Source organism: Kribbella sp. NPDC048915, from assembly GCF_040649595.1.
Classification (GTDB): Bacteria; Actinomycetota; Actinomycetes; order Propionibacteriales; family Kribbellaceae; genus Kribbella.
Genome location: NZ_JBEZFT010000075.1, coordinates 15231 through 34429 on the forward strand (window position 1 = coordinate 15231; position 19199 = coordinate 34429).

A 19199-nucleotide genomic window follows, 5' to 3' on the forward strand; every position below is an offset into this window, starting at 1 on the left:
GTATCAGGGAGGGATCGACAGCCGCTCTGGTCGTCATGGATCACGCCGCAGGCAAGGAGATCAGCGTCGACGGCTTGTCCGTCGTGCTGACCAGCGTGTCGTCGGACTCGCACACCTGGAATCTGGTCGTCCTGCAGTTGCTGCTCGAGGAACTCGGCCATCAGGTCCGCAACCTCGGCGCCTGTGTTCCCGACGACCTGATGGTCTCCGAATGCCTGCGGCTGCGGCCCGACCTGATCGTGGTCAGCACCGTCAACGGGCACGGCTTCCACGACGGCCTACGGCTGATCCGGCAGGTCCGCGATCACGCCGAGCTGGCCGGCACCCCGATGGTGATCGGCGGCAAGCTCGGGATCTCCGGGCCCGGGTGCGAGCGCAGCCGGGCCCAGCTGATCGCCGCGGGTTACGGCGCGGTCTTCGAGGACGGCACCGGGCTCACCGCGTTCCGGTCGTACGTCGCCCAGCTCGCCGTTGGCCGGGCTTCGTGACCGGGCCTACCAGCGACGTCAGCACCGGCTCGTTCGGTGCCTTCGTCGCCCGGGCACAGCAGGCCGGGCGGCTCGTCGTCCAACCGCGGATGGGTGTCAGCGACCCGTCCGCGATGCGCGCCGGTCTCCTGGCCACCAGGGACGCAGCGGCCACCACGGTCGGGACGATCACCCTCGACAGCTACACGCGCATGGGCGACAACCGCAACGCGCAGGCGGCGCTGGCCGACGGCATCGAGCTGAACGGCTACCCCATCGTCGCGCACACGCCCGCCGTCACCCGATCCGTGCTGGACGGCGTTGCGGGCCCTGACTTCCCCGTCCAGGTCCGGCACGGCTCACCGTGTCCGGAGCCGATCGTCGCCGCGCTGATCGAGGCCGGACTGCACGCGACCGAGGGCGGCCCGGTGTCGTACTGCTTGCCGTACAGCCGAATGCCGCTCGCGGAGTCGATCCCGAATTGGGCGCGCAGCTGCGATCTGCTGGCGGAGGCCAGGACGATCGGAGCCGAGCCGCACGTCGAAAGCTTCGGCGGCTGCATGATGGGACAGCTCTGTCCGCCCGGTCTGCTGGTCGCGTTGAGCGTGCTCGAGTGCCTGTTCTTCCGCCAGCACGGGATCCGCAGCGTCTCGTTGAGCTATGCCCAGCAGACCAATCCGGAGCAGGACGTCGAGGCGGTACTCGCGCTCCGTCGGCTGGCGGCGCGCTGGCTGCCGGACGTCGAGTGGCACATCGTCGTCTACACCTACATGGGCGTCTACCCGCGGACCCCCGACGGCGCGTCCCGGTTGCTCGAGGAGGCCGCGCGCCTCGCCGTACGGACCGGGGCCGCACGGCTGATCGTGAAAACAGTTGCCGAGGGCTACCGAATTCCGACGTTCGCGGAGAATGTGGCCGCGCTCGAGACCGCCGCGCTGGCGGCCGAACAGTGCCTGACGATTGCCGGCGACGGTGCCGACAGCGGAATCCACGCCGAGGCGAGTGCCTTGATCGAAGCAGTTCTCGACCTCAGTCCGGATCTCGGCACCGCGCTCGCCACCGCGTTCCGGCGTGGGTACCTCGACGTGCCGTACTGCCTGCACCCCGACAACGCCGGAAAGGCCCGCAGCTACCTGGACGGCACCGGCCGCCTGCAGTGGTCGTCCGTCGGCTCGATGCCGATCCGCGGAATCGTCGGGCCGTCGAACCCGGCCGGCCTGACCGCAGCCGGGCTACTCGCCTCGCTGTCGTACGTCGAGCGCACCTACGACAACGCCAGCCTTGAGCAGGAGTACCAGGCCGAGTACCCGACCCGACCGCTGGTCCATCGTTCGATACCCACCGCACCGCCCCGCGCGGGCGATTCACCAGGGAGCACAGGAGATGACCGAGACCCGGATCCCGGAGACCGAAGCCCGGCTGCCAGTCAGTCCGCGTGAGCACCTCACCGCACCCACCACCCGCTCGGTGCTGCGGATCCAGCACCGGATGCTCACCGCGGCCCGCGAGTACCTGACCGGCAACGGATTCATCGAACTGCTGCCGCCGGTGATCGGACCGGTCACCGACCCGGGCGCCCGCGGCGCCAAGCAGGTCGACGTGGACTACTACGGCCATCGCTACAAGCTGATGACGAGCGCGATCCTTTACAAGCAGGCCGTTCTGACGTCGTTCGACAAGATCTTCTTCATCGCGCCGAACATCCGGCTGGAACCGCTGGAGACCGCGTCGACCAGCAGGCACCTGGCGGAGTTCCACCAGATCGATATCGAGATCGCGAACGCGACCAGGGACGACGCGATGACGGTCGCCGAGGGCCTGGTCCGGCACGTCGTCCAGCGGGTCGTCGACGAACTGCCCGACGAGTTCGAGTCGCTCGGCCGGGACACGTCGGAGTTCACCGAGTTGCTGGCCGAGCCGTTCCGGCGGCGTACGCACGCCGACGCGGTCGCGGACCTGCGGGCCATGGGCCACGACCAGAGTCCGGACGCCGAACTCGACTGGGAGGGCGAGGCGAAGCTGTCGGCCAAGGCCAGCCGGCCGTTCTTCGTCACCGACTACCCGAAGGGGTCGCGCGGCTTCTACGACCGGGAGAACCAGGAACTGCCCGGCATGCTGCGGAACTTCGACCTGATCGCCGCCGAGGGGTACGGCGAGTTGTGCAGCGGCAGCGAACGGGAGCAGGACTACGCGACCATCATCTCCCGGATGCGCGAAACCGCGGAGAACCCGGCGAAGTACGCGTGGTACCTGCAGATGCTGAAGGACGGCGTACCGCCCAGCGCGGGTTTCGGCCTCGGCCTCGAACGGTTCACCCGGTACGTCGCGGGGCTCGACGCGGTCTGGCAGGCGAGCGCGTTCCCGAAGGTGCCCGGCGTCGCCTCGCCGTGATCGCCGGTTCCGGCGAAGATAGCGCCCATGGCAGAAACCACGTCGGCCCCGGCCAGCTCGCTCAGTCTCGGTCAAGGGACGGCGTTGTACATCGGCGCCGTGCTGGCGACCGGCGTGATCGCGCTGCCGGCGCTCGCGGCCGATGTCGCGGGCCCGGCCTCGCTGCTCGCCTGGGTGGGCCTCGCGGTGGTGTCCGCTCCGCTCGCCGCGACCTTCGCCGCGCTCGGTGCCCGCTACCCCGATTCCGGCGGTATTGCGACGTACGCGCGACTGGCGTTCGGTGAGCGCGCCGCCGCGATCGTCGGCTGGTGTTTCTACCTGTCCGTTCCGGTCGGCGGTCCGGCCGCGGCGTTGTGGGCGGGCGGGTACGTCGAAGGCGCGGTGGGCGGCGGCGAGAGCACGATCCTGATCACGATGGTCGCGCTGCTGATCGTCGTACCGGCCGCGAACGCGTTCGGGATCCAGGTGACCGGACGGGTCCAGATGGCGCTGGCCGGGTTGCTCACGGTCTTCCTCGTTCTCGCGGTCGCGCTGTCGCTGCCGCACGCGGACCTGTCCAACCTGCAGCCGTTCGCGCCGAACGGCTGGCAGGCGATCGGTCCGGCCGCCGCGCTGCTGGTGTGGAGCTTCGTCGGCTGGGAAACCGTCACTTATCTGACGGCCGAGTTCCGCCGGCCGGAGCGCGACGTACCCCGGGCCACGGCGTTCGCGGTGATCATCATCAGCGTGATCTACCTCAGCGTCGCGTTCGCCACGATCACCGTCCTGGGGCCGCGGGCCGGCCAGACCGCCGCACCACTCGGCGATCTGCTCGCCATCGGGCTCGGCGGCAATGCCCGCATTCTGGCCGCGGCGGCGGCGTTGCTGCTCACCTTCGGTGCCATGAACGCGTACTACGCGGGCGCGGCCAAGCTCGGCGCCGCACTGGCTCGCGACGGCGCACTGCCCGTGTGGCTGGCCCGCGGGAGCTCGGCCGGGGTCGTACCGCGCCGGAGTATCGCCGTACTCAGCGCAATGTCGATGACGACCGCGGTGATCGTGGTCGTGGCAGGAGTCGAGCCGCAATCCCTCGTCCTGCTCACCACCGGCCTGTTCGTCACCGTGTACGCGGTGGGCGTCGCCGCCGCGGTCAAGCTGCTGCCGCGCCGCAGCGGCGCACGATTCGCGGCACTCGTTGCCCAGGGCGCGGTCGTCGTACTGCTGTTGATGGCCGGCGTCTACCTGCTCTGGCCACTGCTCGTCACCGTGGCCGCGCTGGGCTACCTCCGCCTCACCAGGTCGCGGCGCTGAGACGGCGTATTTTCGCCGCACCGGCGTCGCCTCTTCCGGTCAGAGACCGAACGAAGGAGGGCATCCTGTACGCCGAAGGGTTCCCCGAAGCAGCGATCCGCCACCGCGCCAAGACCGGTGCCGCCGACGCATTCCCGTCCGCCGACGAATACGGGCAGGCCCTGTTCGGCTGTGCGGATCCGCAGCCCGACGACCCCATCGACCGGTACCGCTTGGTGCCACCCGTCTTCGTTCCCCAGCGGTTGGCGCAGCTCATCGACCTGGCCCGCGAGCCCGTGTACCGCGACGTCCGGCTGGAGACCACGATCGGCGGCTTCCGGTCCACGGTACCGGTCTACGTCTCCGCGTTCGGGTCGACCGAGGCGGCCAGCGTCGCGCTCGGGGTAGCCGCGGGCCGGCAGGCCGGACGCCTCGGCATCCCGATGGTGATCGGCGAGAACGTGATGCCGGTGAACAGCTACGGCCGGGTCGAAGCCGACGCCGAGCGCTCGCTGCTCGGCCGGATTCGCGCCTACCAGGCCGAGGCCCTCGAGGGGTACGGCGGTGTGGTCGTGCAGCAGAGCACCGAGGACGCCGACGCCGAGGTGTGGAATCTGGTCTACAGCGACCCGAACGTCCTTCCGCTGCTGGAGTCCGGGCGGCTCGCGTTCGAACTCAAGGTCGGTCAGGGCGCGAAGCCGGGACTCGGCGGGATGACACTGGTCGACGCGAACGCGGCCGCCCGGCTGTCGGACACCTACCTGATCGACCCGGTCCTCGGTGGCGACCGCGTCCTGCGCAGCAGCAGTCCCGGTACGTTCACCGACGAGATCCTGCGCCAGCAGATCCGCCTGATGCGCAACAACTACCCGCGGGCGAAGGTGTGGGTGAAACTCCCACCGGCACGCGACGTCGCGCAGGCCGCACAGGTGGCCTGGACCGCGGGTGCGGACGCTGTTTCCGTGGACGGCGCCGAGGCCGGGACCGGGTGGGCACCGCGGGCGTTCCTTCGCCACGTCGGACTACCACTCGGCGAATGTCTGCGACGGATCGCGCACGACCGAGGCACACCGCATCCCTCGTGCTTGCTGGTGTCCGGACGCATGTGGGAAGGCGCCCGCGTCGCCAAGAGTCTGGCGCTCGGCGCGAACGCCGCCGGTCTCGGACGGGCCGGACTGCTCGCGGTCGACACCGACCACGAGAACGGTCTCGTCCATCTCGTCGAGTGTCTCGCCCTCGAACTGCAGTTCCTCGTCAGCGCTCTCGGCAAGTACCACGTCGACGCACTCGGTGCGGAGGATCTGTGGAGCCCGGATGCCCGGTGACTGTGAGGTTGCCACCGGGCTCCGCCGATTCCGTCGCCCTGCCGTGCCGGTACCTTCCTAAGCGAGCGTCCGCCGCGACGCCAGATAGCGGCCCTCGTCGAGCCGCGGCAGATCCGTCATCTTCGCCCGCGGCCGGGTCGCCTTCACCTGCCGTCGGCGGACCAGGTCGACGAGGTCCGCCGACGGTTCGACGCCGAGCTCGGACGCCAGGCTGCGCTCGAAGAACTCCAGCCGGCGGATCGCTTCGACCACGTTGTCCTCGGCGAGATGCACCTCGATCAGCACGCGGGTCGCGCTCTCCCGCAACGGTTCCAGGCGGACCGCTGCCATCGCTGCCTCGATCGCCTCGGCATATCGCCCAGAACAAGTCAGTTGCTGAGCAGTGAGTTCGAGGGCGTGCAGTTGCAGCTGACGGAGCCGCTCCCGCCCGAGCAGCACCCAGTCGTCGTACCAGCCGGGCAGCAGTTCGCCCATCGAGGCGAGCGTCGGCAAGAGGCCTTGATCGGCGCCGCATTCGCCGTCGTTGATCACCCGCCGGATCGCGGTGATCAACGTGTTCACATCGACGTCCACGTCCTCGTCGACGCGCAGCGTCTCGTCACCGGTGACCAGCGGTTGGGCACTCAACTGCCGCAGCCGCCACAGCGCGGTTCGCAAGCAGGCCTGTGCCCTGGAGTCCGACACATCGGGCCAGAGTGTCCCGGCCACCTCGGCCCGGCTGGACCGCCCGCGCAGCGCGACGAACGCGACCACGCGGCGGGCGCTGAGCGGAATCGACAACGTCTGTTGACCATCGACGACCCAGAAGCCATCGAGCATCCGAAGCTGCACCGATGGGTGCGCTTCCTCAGGCGGGGTGTCCGGGTCCGGACGGTCCGCCGGTACAGGGTTCGTGCGCATCTATCGATCTCCCCCACTACACGTGAATTCGTCGGGACCACATCCGGTCGACAGTGCGCTCCCCCCGAGAGAACCTTGGGCGGGCAGGCTCCCGGGTGCGGGCATAGACGCCTCCTCTTTGCGTGGCTGCCGAGCTACCTTGCGTGAAGTCTGAGCCGTCAACTACTCGAGTGCAAGCCGTTGGCACAACGGATATCCCGTGCCGAACGCTGGCAGTTGGTGTATCACCCACCACGGGTCAGCGGCTCTCGTTCGTCAGTAACGGCTCGCGGGAGGCCCCAGTGAACGAGAGCGTCGACGGCAACATCGAAGGTGTCGTGCTGCAATTGAGCAGTGGCTTCCAGCCATACCGGGAGTATCTGCTGCGCGGTGCGGCCGCGCGCAGTCCGCTGTGGCTGATCGACGACGAGCCGGCGACCTGGCAAAAGCCGTATGTCGCGGGCAGTTCGGTGGTCGTACCGCTGCAGAGTTCCGGTCTGGCGCTGGACCTCGACACCTTGCTTGCAACGGCCGATTCAATCGCTCGTGTGCATGGGGTTCGCGGCGTTTTCACCTACGACGAACCGTCGGTCGTGGCGACCGCGCTGATCGCGGAGAAGCTCGGACTGCCCGGGTTGACCGCACGCGGCGCACAGGGCTGTCGCGACAAGACCCGCACCAGGCAGGCGCTGAGCGATGCCGGTCTGCCGCAGCCGAAGTTCGGCGTCGCGAAGACCGCCGGGGAAGCCGCGAGCATCGCCGCGGCGATCGGGTATCCGGTGGTCGTGAAACCGCGCGGGATGGCCGCAAGCATCGGCGTCGCCGTGGTGGACGACGCGTCCGGAATCAGTGCCGCCTTCGATCGAGCCGACAGCTCGAGCCGCAGCGGTCCGGCCGAGTACCACGGCGGCGCGCTGATCGAGGAACTCGTCGACGGCGCGGAGATCAGCGTCGACGGTGCGGTGGTGGCCGGCGAGTACCAGCCGTTCTTCGTTGCGCACAAGCAACTCGGCGCACCGCCGTACTTCGAGGAGATCGGGCACATCGTCGACGGCGCGGACCCGCTGCTCGCCGATCCCGAGCTGCGCAAGCTGCTGCAGACCGCGCACGCGGCGATCGGCGCGCCGTACGGCATCACGCACACCGAGATCCGGTTCAGCACCCGCGGCCCGGTCGTGATCGAGATCAACGGCCGGCTCGGCGGTGACCTGATCCCGTACCTCGGCAAGCTCGCGACCGGAATCGACCCCGGCGCGATCCTCGTCGACGTCGCCCGCGGCGCGCGCCCGCTGCTCGAGGCCGACCACCACACCTGCGTGGGGATCCGGTTCTGCTATCCGCCGGAGGACTGCCGCGTGCTGTCGATCGCGGTCCCGGAGCCGGGCGCGGTACCGGGCCTGATCGAGGCGCATCCGATGGTCGCCGACGGCGCGACCGTCCGGCTGCCGCCGCGCGCCCACATCGGCCGGCACGCGTACGTGATCTGTACCGCGAGCGACCCGGCCACCTGCGCCGAGCGACTGACCGCGGCGGCGGCGCTCGTCGAACTGGACTACGAAGCACTGAACGAATCCGAGTACTCAGGACGGCCCTGGTAAGCCACGACCCCTTTGGAGCCCGCACATGACCAACCACGAGGTCGAACTGCTCGCCGTCGGCGCCGGGCCGGCCAATCTCGCACTCGCCGTCGCACTCGAGGAACTCGGCATCGACGGCCTGGCGGAGAACTCGCTGTTCATCGAACGCGGCGAATCCGTCGAATGGCAACGCGGCCTGTTGCTGCCGTGGACGAAGAGCCAGGTCGCCTTCGCCAAGGACCTGGTGACGCTGCGGAACCCGCGCAGCAAGTTCACGTTCCTGAACTACCTGCGCAGCGTCGGACGGCTCGACGACTTCATCAACATGGGCAGCTTCACGCCGTACCGCGTCGAGGTCTCGGGCTACCTCAGGTGGGTGTCGGAATCGCTGCAGAAGGTCCGGATCCGGCTCGGCTGCGACTGTACGTCGATCGAACCGGTGCGCAACCCGGCGGGTGCGTTGACCGGCTGGCTGACCCGGCTCGCCGACGGCAGCACGATCTCCAGCCGGTACCTGGTCATCGGCGCCGGGCGTGATCCGTACGTACCGGCGGAGTTCGCCGGACTGCCCGCCGAGCGGGTGATCCACAGTACGCAGTACCGCACCCGGGTGGCCCAGCTCGACAAGGACCGGCCGTACCGGGTCGCGGTGGTCGGCGCGGCGCAGAGCGCGGCCGAGATGTTCCGCGCGACGCAGATCGACCTGCCGAACAGTGACGTCAGCTGGGTGATGCGGTCGATCGGATTGCGGGCGTACGACACGAACAAGTTCACCAACGAGCTCTATTACCCGTCGTTCATCGACAAGTTCTACGAGGCGCGGCCGGAAGGCAAGGAACAGATCCTGCGCGAGATGCACCTGACGAACTACTCCGGCGTCGAGAGCGATCTGCTGCAGGAGCTGTACACGAGCATGTACCTGGACCGGCTGGCCGGCATCGACCAGCGCCGGCTGGTACCGATGACCGACATCGTCGGAGCCCGCGCCGAAGGCGACGAGATCGTGCTCGAGCTCAGCGATCGCAAGACCGGTACCGGCAGCGAACTGCGGCGCGACGTGGTGCTGCTCGGCACCGGATTCGTTCGGGAGATGCCCCGGCTCGTCCGCGGACTCAGCGACGCGATCGGTCTCGACGGCATCGAGGTGAACCGGCAGTACCGCCTGCAGCTCGACGAACCGTCGGACGCCGCGTGCTACCTGCAGGGCGTGAACGAAGCGACGCACGGCATCGCCGACTCACTGCTCAGCGTGCTCGGCAACCGGGCCGGAGACATCGCCCAGGACATCGTGGCGCACCGCGCCGGACGACGGACCAACGGTGTGCACCGACCGTCCGCCGAGCGGCTCACGACGGTCCCGTTGTCCGCCGACGGCGCCGTACCCGCCTGATCGAGCCTCGATGCTTCGCCAGGGCGGTTCGCTGTTCTCCACGCCCGGCCGCGCCATCGTCGTCGGTGCCGTTCTCGTCGCCGGCGCGGCCGCCCTGGTCGGTATCGGCTACGCCGCCGGCTGGCTGCATCCGGAGCCAGCCACAGCGGCGCCGGTAGCCACTGCGACCGCACCGTCGGCGGCCCAGCAGATGTGGCGATTGCTGGTCGCGATCGCGGTCATCTGCGCGCTCGCGACGTTGTGCGGCCGGCTGGCCCGCCTGATCGGCCAGCCTGCCGTCGTCGGCGAGATTGTCGCCGGTCTGGTCCTCGGTCCGTCGGTGATCGGCTCGGCGGCGCCGTGGCTGTTCGACGCGATCCTGCCGGCCGAGGTCCGGCCGAACCTCGGCCTGCTGGCCCAGGCCGGCCTCGCCGTCTTCATGTTCACGGTCGGCAGCGACTTCGGACAGGACCGGATCGGCCGGGATCGTGGCGCGATCGCGGCCGCCAGCCTCGCGATCATGGCTGTACCGTTCGCGCTCGGGCTCCTGGCCGCCCTCCCGCTGTACTCGACGCTCGCCGGTCCGGATGTGCAACGCCTGCCGTTCGCCGTGTTCATCGGTACGGCGCTCAGCATCACGGCGTTCCCCGTTCTCGCGCGCATCGTCCAAGACTGCGGTCTGCACGGCACCCAGCTCGGATCGCTCGCCATGTTGTGCGCCGCCGCTGCCGACGTACTCGCCTGGTGCGCGCTCGCCGTCACGATGGCGATGATCCGATCGGCCGGCCCGGGCGACGCATTTCTCGCGTTGGGCCTGACCGTGCTCCTGGGCACAGCGGTCGTGTTCGTACTGCGCCCCGTACTGCAGCGACTCGCGCACAGGTACGCCGCAACGGTACCCACGCCGATCCTGGTACTGCTCGTCCTCGGCCTGATTCTCGGGCTGGCGGCCGCGACCGACCGAATCGGCGTCCACGCGATCTTCGGCGGCTTCCTGGCTGGACTCGTGCTGCCGAAGGACAGTCCGCCGGTCGCGGCCGTGGCCGACCAGATCGGCGGACTCAACCGTGCCTTGCTCGTCCCGGTCTTCTTCGCCTCCATCGGCCTGCAGACCGACGTCACCGCAGCTGTGACGCAGCCGCAGGTCCTGATCGCCGGGGCGGTGCTGCTGGTCGTCGCGGTCGTCGGCAAACTCGCCGGGGCGGTCCCGGTGGCGCGGGCCGGCGGTCTTCCCGGACGGTCCGCGACCGGGCTGGGTGTCCTGATGAACGCACGCGGCATCACCGAGATCGTCGTCCTGTCGGCCGGTCTCGGGGTCGGCATCATCAACCACAGCGCGTTCACAGTGATGGTGCTGATGGCGCTGATCACCACGACGATGGCCGCCCCGCTGCTGCGCCTGCTCGGGCCCGGGCTGCGCGATCGGAGCGTACCCGGCCGGTCACCGAACGAGAGTTATGCCAACGGTGACGCCACAAGCACGATTCCGTGACGAATCGGCTACGTCCGCGTGACGGTCCCGGTGATCGAATAGGCGTCGCCACCTGCGTGGACCACCGAAAGGAAGTGAAGCGTGTCGACGATCTCGCTACGCAACACTGCACCGCCGACCGAGAGACCCCGGAGATCCTCCCGGGCCGACCGTCACCACCGCGACACCGTTCAGACGAGCTCGATCGAGGACGTGCTCAACCGCGCACTCGCCTCGGACTGGTCCGCCTGGAGGGAGTTGGAGCGCCGCTACGGTTCCCTGCTGCTGCACACCGCCCGCGGCGTCGGCCTGAGCCACAGCGACGCGTTCGACGTCGCACAGCAGACCTGGCTGCGGCTGTGGCAGCACGGCCGGCAGATCCGCGACCCGCAGTGCCTTCCCGCCTGGCTGGCCGCCACGGCCCGGCGGGAAGGGCTACGAGTCGCGATCAGCCGGAAGCGATACCTGCTGTACGCCGATCCGACCACCGAGCACGGCGACGGCCAGCGCGCTGCCGTGGTCGACGTCTACCCGGCCGACGGCGAGTACGAGCCGGCCACCGAGCAGGCGTTGTCCCGCCTGCCCGGGCGCTACCAGGCGCTGATCAGATTGCTGATGTCGGACAGCTGCCCGTCCTACCTGGAGATCGCGGAGCGGCTGAACCTGCCCATCGGAAGCATCGGACCGATGCGGATGCGGGCCTTGCAGATGCTGCGCCGGACACCGGAACTGGCCACCGCCACCCGCTGACCGGCGCGACCACGACCGACGTGGACTCCCGGCGTCCCCTGCTCAGGAGCGCCGGGAGCACGTGGTCCAGAAGGTGGGTTTCTGGCTGTGATTGCTGCCGTTTCTGCCGCAAAACAAGGGGTTTCGTACTTGTCGTGACATGGGGCAGACTGGACCTCCGTGACTGATTATGTGGCGGCCGAGAGCCGGTACGACGACCAGATGACCTACCGGCGGACCGGCCGCAGCGGACTGCAGCTGCCGGCCATTTCGCTCGGACTGTGGCACAACTTCGGCAACGACAAGCCGCTCGCGACGCAGCGCGACATCCTGCGGCGGGCGTTCGACCTCGGCGTCACGCACTTCGACCTGGCCAACAACTACGGCCCGCCGTACGGGTCGGCCGAGACGAACTTCGGCACCCACTTCGCGCGCGACTTCAAGCGCTACCGCGACGAGCTGATCATCTCCACCAAGGCCGGGTACGACATGTGGCCGGGGCCGTACGGTCAGGGCGGCGGCTCCCGCAAGTACCTGCTCGCCTCGCTCGACCAGTCGCTGAGCCGGATGGGCCTGGACTACGTCGACATCTTCTACTCGCACCGGTTCGACCCGGACACCCCGCTCGAGGAGACCATGGGCGCGCTCGACGCCGCGGTCCGCTCGGGCAAGGCGCTGTACGCCGGTATCTCGTCGTACTCGGCTGACCGGACCCGCGAGGCGGCCCGGATCCTGCAGGAGCTGGGGACGCCGCTGCTCATCCACCAGCCGTCGTACTCGATGCTGAACCGCTGGATCGAGGAGGACCTGCTGGACGCCGTCGGCGAGCTCGGCGTCGGCGTGATCGCGTTCTCGCCGCTGGCGCAGGGCGTGCTCACCGACCGCTACCTGGACGGCATCCCGGCCGACTCGCGGGCCGCGCAGGGCAAGTCGCTGAACCCGGACTCGCTGACCGAGGAGACCCTCAAGCACGTGCGCGCGCTGAGCGAGATCGCCAAGCAGCGCGGCCAGTCCGTGGCCCAGCTGGCACTCGCCTGGACGCTCCGCGACGACCGTGTGACCAGCGCGCTGATCGGCGCCTCCAGTGTCGCGCAGCTCGAGGACAACCTGGCCGCGGTGCAGAACCTCGGCTTCACCGCCGAGGAGCTGGAGGCCATCGACGCCGACGCGGTCGAGGCCGGCATCAACCTGTGGAAGAAGAGCTCGGACTCCTGAGCTGAGCCCCGAACTGCCCCGCTCCGGGTCACGGAGCGGGGCACGGTGGTTGCACTTCGGGTCCTCCGGGCACAGGCTGGAAGAGACCCTCCTGGAGGTGGTTGTCATGACCGCTTCGACGCTCGAAATGGCCCTGACCTACGAACACGCACGGATCCGGGAGCTGGCCGAGCCGGCCCACCGCCCGGAGGCCGCGCGGCCCGAGCACCGGCACCAGACCGACTGGTTCTACGCGATCGCGGCCCAGCACCTGGCCGCCGCCGAGGACGTGTTGCTCCCGCACGTCCGCCGCCTCTCCGACGGCAGCGAGCTGGTCACCCTCTACATCGGCAACGCGAAGGAGCTCGAACGCTCGCTGCGTTTCCTCAAGGGACGCCAGTACGGCGACAGCCGGTTCGTCGACCTGCAGCACACCGATCTGTGGCAGCACATCGACCGGCTGCTCGACCAGCACGAGGAGCTGGAGACGACGTACAGCCGCCGGATCTGCGAGCAACTCGACAGCCGAGACGTGAACACGCTGACCGAAGACCTGCTCGAGGCCGAGGAGCGCGCACCGACGCGGGCACATCCGTCCTCACCGCACACCGGTCCGGCGGGACGCGTGGCGCACCGGATGTGGCGACTGGCCGACACCGCGTGGGACAGCGCCGAAGGACGCGTCGTACCGACCAAGTACCACGCCCATCCCAAACGCGATTCCACGCTGTCGCACTACCTGTACGGGACACCGCTGCCGGGCGCGGAAGAGCACGGCTGACAAAGATCCGGCCCCGGCGGATGCCTCCGCCGGAGCCGAACCCCGTCTGCCGACCGTCACTTGCGCCTGGTTGTGGGGCCGGCGTGGGTCCCGGCGCCGCTGCGCCTGAGGTGCGGAACCGGGTCCCGGCGTCCTCCTCCGCTGCGCCTGGTGTGCGGAGGAGGACGAGTCGGTGAAGTGGATGGTTATTTGAGGCTGTCGAGCGCCTTCTTCGCGCCCGGATGCAGCGGCACCGGGTCGGTCTGCTGGGCGTTCTCCAGCGTGATGCCCTTGGCGGCGGCGTTCACCGCGACCAGGGCGTCCTTGTTCTCGTACAGCGTCTTCGTCAGCTGCTCGGCCAGCTCGTCCTTCATGTCTTTGCGGACCAGCAGCACGTTCGGTACGACGATCGTCGCGACGTCGGCCGGCTGTTTGTAGGTCGCCGCCGGGATCGGGGACTGGGAATAGATCGAGCCGTACTTCTCCTGCATTTTCGGCAGCAGGTCCGCGATCGGCAAGAGCTTGACCCCCTTGCCCAGGCTGGTGGTCAGATCGGTGATCCCGCCGGTCGGCAGGCCACCGGACCAGACCAGTGCGTCGATCGTCCCGGACTTCATCGCATCCACCGACTCCGGCAGGCCGAGCCGCTGGGCGGTCACGTCCTTGGCCGGGTCGAGGCCGGCCGCCTCGAGCAGCCGGCGGGCGATCACCTCGGTGCCCGAGTTCGGCGAACCGGTGGAGACCCGCTTGCCCTTCAGGTCCGCGATCGAGTTGATGTTCGCGGCCGTCCGGACCGCGACCTGCGTGTAGTTGTTGTACAGCCGGGTGAGCGCGACGACGTCCTGCTTGCTGTCGAAGCTGTTCTCGCCGTTCACCGCGTCCGCGGCCGAGTCGCCGAGCGAGAATGCGATGTCGTAGTTCCCGCCGACCAGGCCTTGGATGTTCTGCACCGAGGCGCCGGTCTCGCTCGCGGTGGCCCGGTAGCCGGACATCTTCTGCGAGATCACCGAGGCCAGCGCACCGCCGAGCTGGTAGTACACGCCGGTGGTGTTGCCGGTGGCAATCGTCAGCCGGCCGCCCGCCTCCGCTCCGGATCCGGTCGGTTCGCGCTGACCTCCGCAGGCGGCCAGTGCGACCACCGTGACGAGTGCGACCGCGACAGCTCTGAGTCTCATGAAGCGACGGTTCCTTCCTGGGCGGCGGCCTGGCGTTGCCGCCGGACCAGGTTGATGACGACGGCAACAAGTAGCAAACAGATTCCGGCCGTGATGGTTACGGGCGCGAGGTAGAGCAGCAGCGCGGCGGCCGGCACGCAGAACGCCCGCTCGAGCCAGGTCGCCCGGACGAACACCCAGCCGCCGGTGACCACGGCCAGCGCGGCGACGGCGAGCATCGACACCAGCGTGGTCCACACCATGCCGCCGAACGAGCCCTGACCGAGCAGGTGCGCGCCGTTGTCGGTGAGCACGAACGCGAACGGCACCAGGAACGCCGGCAGCGTGTACTTCCACGCCTGCCACATGGTCGGCATCACCTTGCCGCCGGTGATCGCCGCGGTCGCCACCGCGGCCAGTGCGGTCGGCGGCGACACCTCGGACAGCACCGCGTAGTAGAAGATGAACATGTACGCCTCGGGCTGCGTCACGCCGAGGTTCACCAGGGCCGGCGAGATGATCACCGCCGCGATGATGAACGACGCGGTCACCGGCACCGCGAGCCCGAGGATCAGCACCGCGAACGCGGACAGCACCACGGTCAGCACCAGCACCGCGGTGTGGTTGTCGGTCAGCCCGCGGGCCGCGCCGACGATGATCTCCGCGAGGTTCAGCCCCAGGCCGGTCTGGGTGGTGACCGCGACGATCACGCCCGCGGTCGCACAGGTCGCCGCCACCGGCAGGATCGAACGGGTGCCTTGGGCAAGCGCTTTGAACAACGGCCGCCAGGTCAGCCGGTGCTCGCGATCGAGGAACGACAACCCGAACTGCACGATCACCGCGTAGACGACGGCCTTGAACGGCGGTACGTCGGCCGCCATGAAAGCGATGATCACGACCAGCGACAGGAAGTGGTACCCGAACCGCAGCAGCAGCCGCCACGCGGACGCGTCCGAGGTCTCCGCCGACGTCGTGCCGTGCCGGCGGGCGTCGATCTCGATCGCGAGCAGGATGCCCAGGTAGTAGAGGATCGTCGGAATCACCGCGAACCCGAGCACCTTCAGGTACGAGACCTGCAGGAACTCGGCGATGATGAAGGCCGCCGCACCGAGTGTCGGCGGCGACAGGATCGCGCCGATGCCGGCCGCCGCGAGCATGCCGCCGGCCGGTTCGGCCGGGTAGCCGGCCCGGCGCAGGATCGGCCACGAGACGGTACCGAGCGACACCGCGGTCGCGGTCCCGGAGCCCGAAACGGTCCCGAGCAGGAAGCCCGCCATCGTGACCGTCCGGCCCGGCGCGGTCCGGCTGCGCTTGAACGCGGCGAACGACAGGTCGATGAAGAACTTGCCCGCGCCCGAGTAGTCCAGCACCGCGCCGTAGATGGTGAACAGCACGATGTACGACGCCGCGACTGCCAGCGGTGTGCCGTAGAACCCCGCCGTACCCATCGTGAACTGCGCGATGATCGCGTCGAAGTTGAAGCCCTGGTGCGCGAGCGACCAGGTGTAGGGCAGGTAGCCGCCGTAGTACGCGTACGCGATGAAGACCAGGCTGAAGGCCGGCAGCACCCAGCCCGTCGTCCGGCGGCACGCCTCGAGCAGGAGCAGCAACAACACCGTCCCGGCCACGAGGTCGAGCACCGACGGCGCCTGCCGGCGTTCGAGGTAGCCGTCGAAGTCGAACAGCGGGTAGACGCACACCGCGAGCGCGACCACGGCCAGGATCCAGTCCGCCACCCCGGGGTCGTCGTGCGCCCGGGCCTTGAACGGATTGCGGAACGCCGGCACCTTCCAGCCGCGGTAACACAGCAGCGTGATCGGCAAGACAGCTGCGAGAAAGATCACCAAGTAGAACTGCGTGCCTTGTGGTAAAGGCACGAACACCTGCGCGAGCACACCGACGCTGACGATTGCGCACCAGACCGATACGCCGAGGTCGAGGGCAGGCCGCAGCCGCCGAGCGGGGCGTTCCTGCTCGTACTCGGCCAGTTCTTCCTCGGAGGGCACGCTCGCGCCGTCCCGGCTGTCAGTACCGACAGTCATCCAGTGGTTCCCTCCTGTGCCCGGAAGGCTAATTCTGCCGAACACTGCGTGGAGTCGCGTGATTACGTCTTTACCAAGATCTGACACATCGAGCCGTGACCTGGCCTACGATCACCGCATGAGTGGCGCGGTCCGGATTCTGCTGGTCGAGGACGATCTCGATATCGCCAATGCCCTGATACCCGCCTTGCGGCGTTACGGCCTGATGGTCACGCACGTCCGCACGGCCGCCGACGCGCTGGCGGCCGACCCCGGTGACCTGGTCCTGCTGGACCTCGGGTTGCCGGACGGGGACGGCATCAACGTGTGCCGGCAGATCCGGACAGTGTCGGACGTGCCGGTGATCGCGGTGACGGCCCGCGGCGAGGCGGCCGACCGGGTCCGCGGCCTGCGCAGCGGCGCGGACGACTATGTGGTGAAACCGTTCGCGATTTCCGAGCTGCTGGCCCGTATCGATGCTGTACTTCGTCGTACCGGCCTCTTGCAGCCCCGCCCCCGGGTGACCGTCGGCGACCTGACGGTGGACATCGAGGCCCGGACCGTGCAGGTGGCGGACAAGCCCATCAGTCTGACCCGCAAGGAGTTCGACGTGCTCGCAGTACTGGCCGCTCACCACGGCCGGGTGGTCCCCCGGGAACAGGTCGCGCTCTACGCCTGGCAGTCGGTGTTCGAGGCGTCGTCGCGCACCATGGACGTGCACGTCGCCAGCCTCCGCGCCAAGCTCGGCCGGCCGGAACTGGTCCAGACCATCCGCGGCGTCGGTTACCGCCTGGGTTCGGACTGACCGTTGCGCCGTCGACTACTGCAGTCCCTCGTCCCGATGGTCGTCGCGCTGGCGATCGTCGCAGTGATCCCGCTGGCCAACTTCATCGCCACCAGCAACTCCCGCACGCTGTTCCTGTCCCGGAGCAACGACGCGGACTGGTTCGCCGCGATGGCCGAGTCGCCGCTGCAGACCGGTGACATCGCGAACCTGCGCGAGCTCGCGGTCCGCTACCAGGACCTCTACAACACACCGGTCTTCGTCGTCGACGTCGACTCCCGCGTGATCGCCACCTCCCGGTCCGGCGTCGACGTCAAGGAAGAGGACATCGCGGCGGCGCTGCACAGCACGCTGGCCGGCCGCCTGCCCCCGGAGCCGCCGGCGCTGTGGCCGTGGCGCTCCGGCGAGATGATCGTGTCCCGCCCGGTCGTCAACAACGGCAGCGTGCTCGGTGCCGCGGTCCTGCGGGTGCCGACCGAGAAGGCGCGCGAGCAGGTCCAAAGCGGCCTGCTGCTGCTCCTCGGCGGCCTGCTGATCAGCATCGGCGCGATCATCATCGGCATCGTCCGGCCGATCACCCGCTGGGTGCTCCGCCCGCTGCAGGACCTCGACAACGCCACCCACCAGATCACCCGCGGCGCCCTCGACACCCGGGTCTCCACCGACGGCCGCGCTCCCGAACTGCGGCGCCTGGGCGACAGCTTCAACTCGATGGCGCTGAGCCTGCACCAGGCCCGGCAGCGCGAGCGCGAATTCGTCGCGGACGCGTCGCACCAACTGCGGACGCCGCTGACTTCGGCCCGGATCCACATCGAAGGTCTGTCCCGGCTGTCGCCGACCGCCCGGTTCGCGCTGTCCGACATCGACCGGCTCGGCCGGATCGTCCAGCGGCTGTCCCGGCTGGCCGGGTCGGACCGCCCGTCGGCCGATGCCGATGGCAACGAAGAGCCGCTGGACCTCGCGCAGGCCGTCAAGGAGCGGCTGGTCGGCTGGAAGGCCGTGTACGCCGCCGACGACCTCGAGCTGGTCGTCGGCGAGATGGTCCCCGGCGGGGTCGCCCCCGAACTCGAGGTCGACGACATCCTCGACGTACTGCTCGACAACGCCTCGAAGTACGGCGCACCGCCGGTCGAGGTCTCGGTCACCCGCGACGGCACCGAAGTAGTGCTGTCCGTGCGCGACCACGGCCTCGGCCTGGGTTCGCGGGATCTGAAGAAGGTCGGCGAGCGGTTCTGGCGCAGCGCCCACCACCGCGAAATGCCCGGCACCGGTCTGGGCCTGGCGATCGTCCGCTCCGAAGCCGCCCGCGTCGGCGGCCGCGTCGTCGCCCGTCCCCCCATCGGCGGCGGCCTCGTCATCGAGGTCCGCGTCCCCCTGATCGACGACTACGACGCCTGACCCGCCCCACCACCCGCCCCGGACCGCCACCCGCCCCGGACCGCCGCCCCACCACCCGAGCCGGGCGGTCGCAGCCACCGAGCCGGGCGGGCTGTCGGCCACGTCGGTGAGCACGACACCGCGGGGTTCGGCCGCATGACTCCCACGCGCGGGGATATCCGCGCGTGTTGGGGGTTCTGTGCTCGTACGCCAGCAGAGAACCCCCAACACGAGGGGTTATCCGGCTCTTGTGAACGATCCGTGGGTGGGGTCTGGGTGACCGAGTCAACGCCCGGACTGGACGACCGCGCGCGTCCCCGCACGCCCGCGTCCCCGCTTGGTGGGTTCACCCACCGTGTTGTGGGTTCCTGACCCGTGTGAAGGGTACGGAACCCACAACACGATGGGTGAACCCACCGTGTTGTGGAAACC

16 protein-coding genes are annotated in these 19199 nt (G+C 69.3%); 13 read left to right on the forward strand and 3 right to left on the reverse strand.

Features of this window, described 5'->3' with window-relative positions:
• Positions 1–35 precede the first annotated feature (35 nt).
• The 5 genes from AB0B82_RS28250 to AB0B82_RS28270 all read left to right on the forward strand — a co-directional run bounded on the left by AB0B82_RS28250 (position 36) and on the right by AB0B82_RS28270 (position 5452).
• Positions 36–488, forward strand: a complete 453-nt coding sequence (locus tag AB0B82_RS28250; protein WP_360174951.1) for a cobalamin-dependent protein — start codon at positions 36–38, stop codon at positions 486–488.
• Positions 485–1906: a methylaspartate mutase gene (locus AB0B82_RS28255; protein WP_360174954.1), complete on the forward strand. Its 1422-nt coding sequence runs from the start codon at positions 485–487 to the stop codon at positions 1904–1906. The genes AB0B82_RS28250 and AB0B82_RS28255 overlap by 4 nt, the downstream gene beginning before the upstream one ends.
• Positions 1851–2858: an asparagine synthetase A gene (locus tag AB0B82_RS28260; RefSeq protein WP_360174957.1), complete on the forward strand. Its 1008-nt coding sequence runs from the start codon at positions 1851–1853 to the stop codon at positions 2856–2858. The genes AB0B82_RS28255 and AB0B82_RS28260 overlap by 56 nt, the downstream gene beginning before the upstream one ends.
• A 27-nt stretch (positions 2859–2885) precedes the next feature.
• Positions 2886–4148, forward strand: coding sequence for an amino acid permease (locus tag AB0B82_RS28265; RefSeq protein ID WP_360174960.1), 1263 nt, complete (start codon positions 2886–2888; stop codon positions 4146–4148).
• A 242-nt stretch (positions 4149–4390) separates the two neighbouring features.
• Positions 4391–5452 carry a glutamate synthase-related protein gene (locus tag AB0B82_RS28270; RefSeq protein ID WP_360174963.1) on the forward strand — a complete coding sequence of 354 codons (1062 nt, stop codon included), beginning with the start codon at positions 4391–4393 and terminating at the stop codon, positions 5450–5452.
• Positions 5453–5509: 57 nt separating this feature from the next.
• Here AB0B82_RS28270 and AB0B82_RS28275 read toward each other — a convergent pair whose 3' ends face one another.
• Positions 5510–6352, reverse strand: coding sequence for a BTAD domain-containing putative transcriptional regulator (locus tag AB0B82_RS28275; protein WP_360174966.1), 843 nt, complete (start codon positions 6350–6352; stop codon positions 5510–5512).
• A 281-nt stretch (positions 6353–6633) separates the two neighbouring features.
• On the opposite strand from AB0B82_RS28275, the gene AB0B82_RS28280 reads away from it, so the two are divergent.
• From AB0B82_RS28280 to AB0B82_RS28305, 6 genes are all read left to right on the forward strand, one after another.
• Positions 6634–7929 carry an ATP-grasp domain-containing protein gene (locus AB0B82_RS28280; RefSeq protein WP_360174968.1) on the forward strand — a complete coding sequence of 432 codons (1296 nt, stop codon included), beginning with the start codon at positions 6634–6636 and terminating at the stop codon, positions 7927–7929.
• A gap of 25 nt (positions 7930–7954) precedes the next feature.
• Positions 7955–9298, forward strand: coding sequence for a SidA/IucD/PvdA family monooxygenase (locus AB0B82_RS28285; protein ID WP_360174970.1), 1344 nt, complete (start codon positions 7955–7957; stop codon positions 9296–9298).
• 10 nt (positions 9299–9308) lie between these two features.
• The gene (locus AB0B82_RS28290; protein WP_360174973.1) at positions 9309–10769 is read left to right on the forward strand and encodes a cation:proton antiporter; all 1461 of its coding nucleotides are present in this window, start codon (positions 9309–9311) and stop codon (positions 10767–10769) included.
• Positions 10770–10961: 192 nt separating this feature from the next.
• The gene (locus tag AB0B82_RS28295; protein WP_360174976.1) at positions 10962–11498 is read left to right on the forward strand and encodes a sigma-70 family RNA polymerase sigma factor; all 537 of its coding nucleotides are present in this window, start codon (positions 10962–10964) and stop codon (positions 11496–11498) included.
• A gap of 159 nt (positions 11499–11657) precedes the next feature.
• Entirely contained in the window at positions 11658–12692 is a 1035-nt protein-coding gene (gene mgrA, locus AB0B82_RS28300) for an L-glyceraldehyde 3-phosphate reductase (protein ID WP_360174979.1), read from the forward strand.
• Positions 12693–12798: 106 nt separating this feature from the next.
• Positions 12799–13452: a hypothetical protein gene (locus AB0B82_RS28305; protein WP_360174982.1), complete on the forward strand. Its 654-nt coding sequence runs from the start codon at positions 12799–12801 to the stop codon at positions 13450–13452.
• A gap of 185 nt (positions 13453–13637) precedes the next feature.
• Here AB0B82_RS28305 and AB0B82_RS28310 read toward each other — a convergent pair whose 3' ends face one another.
• A complete protein-coding gene (locus AB0B82_RS28310; RefSeq protein ID WP_360174985.1) occupies positions 13638–14606 on the reverse strand; it encodes a TAXI family TRAP transporter solute-binding subunit in 969 nt (322 codons plus the stop codon).
• Positions 14603–16627, reverse strand: a complete 2025-nt coding sequence (locus tag AB0B82_RS28315) for a TRAP transporter fused permease subunit (RefSeq protein WP_360174988.1) — start codon at positions 16625–16627, stop codon at positions 14603–14605. Before AB0B82_RS28315 ends, AB0B82_RS28310 begins: the two co-directional genes overlap by 4 nt.
• 118 nt (positions 16628–16745) lie before the next feature.
• Between AB0B82_RS28315 and AB0B82_RS28320 the strand changes: the two genes are divergently transcribed.
• Positions 16746–17411: a response regulator transcription factor gene (locus AB0B82_RS28320; RefSeq protein ID WP_012918592.1), complete on the forward strand. Its 666-nt coding sequence runs from the start codon at positions 16746–16748 to the stop codon at positions 17409–17411.
• 36 nt (positions 17412–17447) lie between these two features.
• Positions 17448–18788 carry a HAMP domain-containing sensor histidine kinase gene (locus AB0B82_RS28325; RefSeq protein ID WP_360174991.1) on the forward strand — a complete coding sequence of 447 codons (1341 nt, stop codon included), beginning with the start codon at positions 17448–17450 and terminating at the stop codon, positions 18786–18788.
• Positions 18789–19199: the final 411 nt, after the last annotated feature.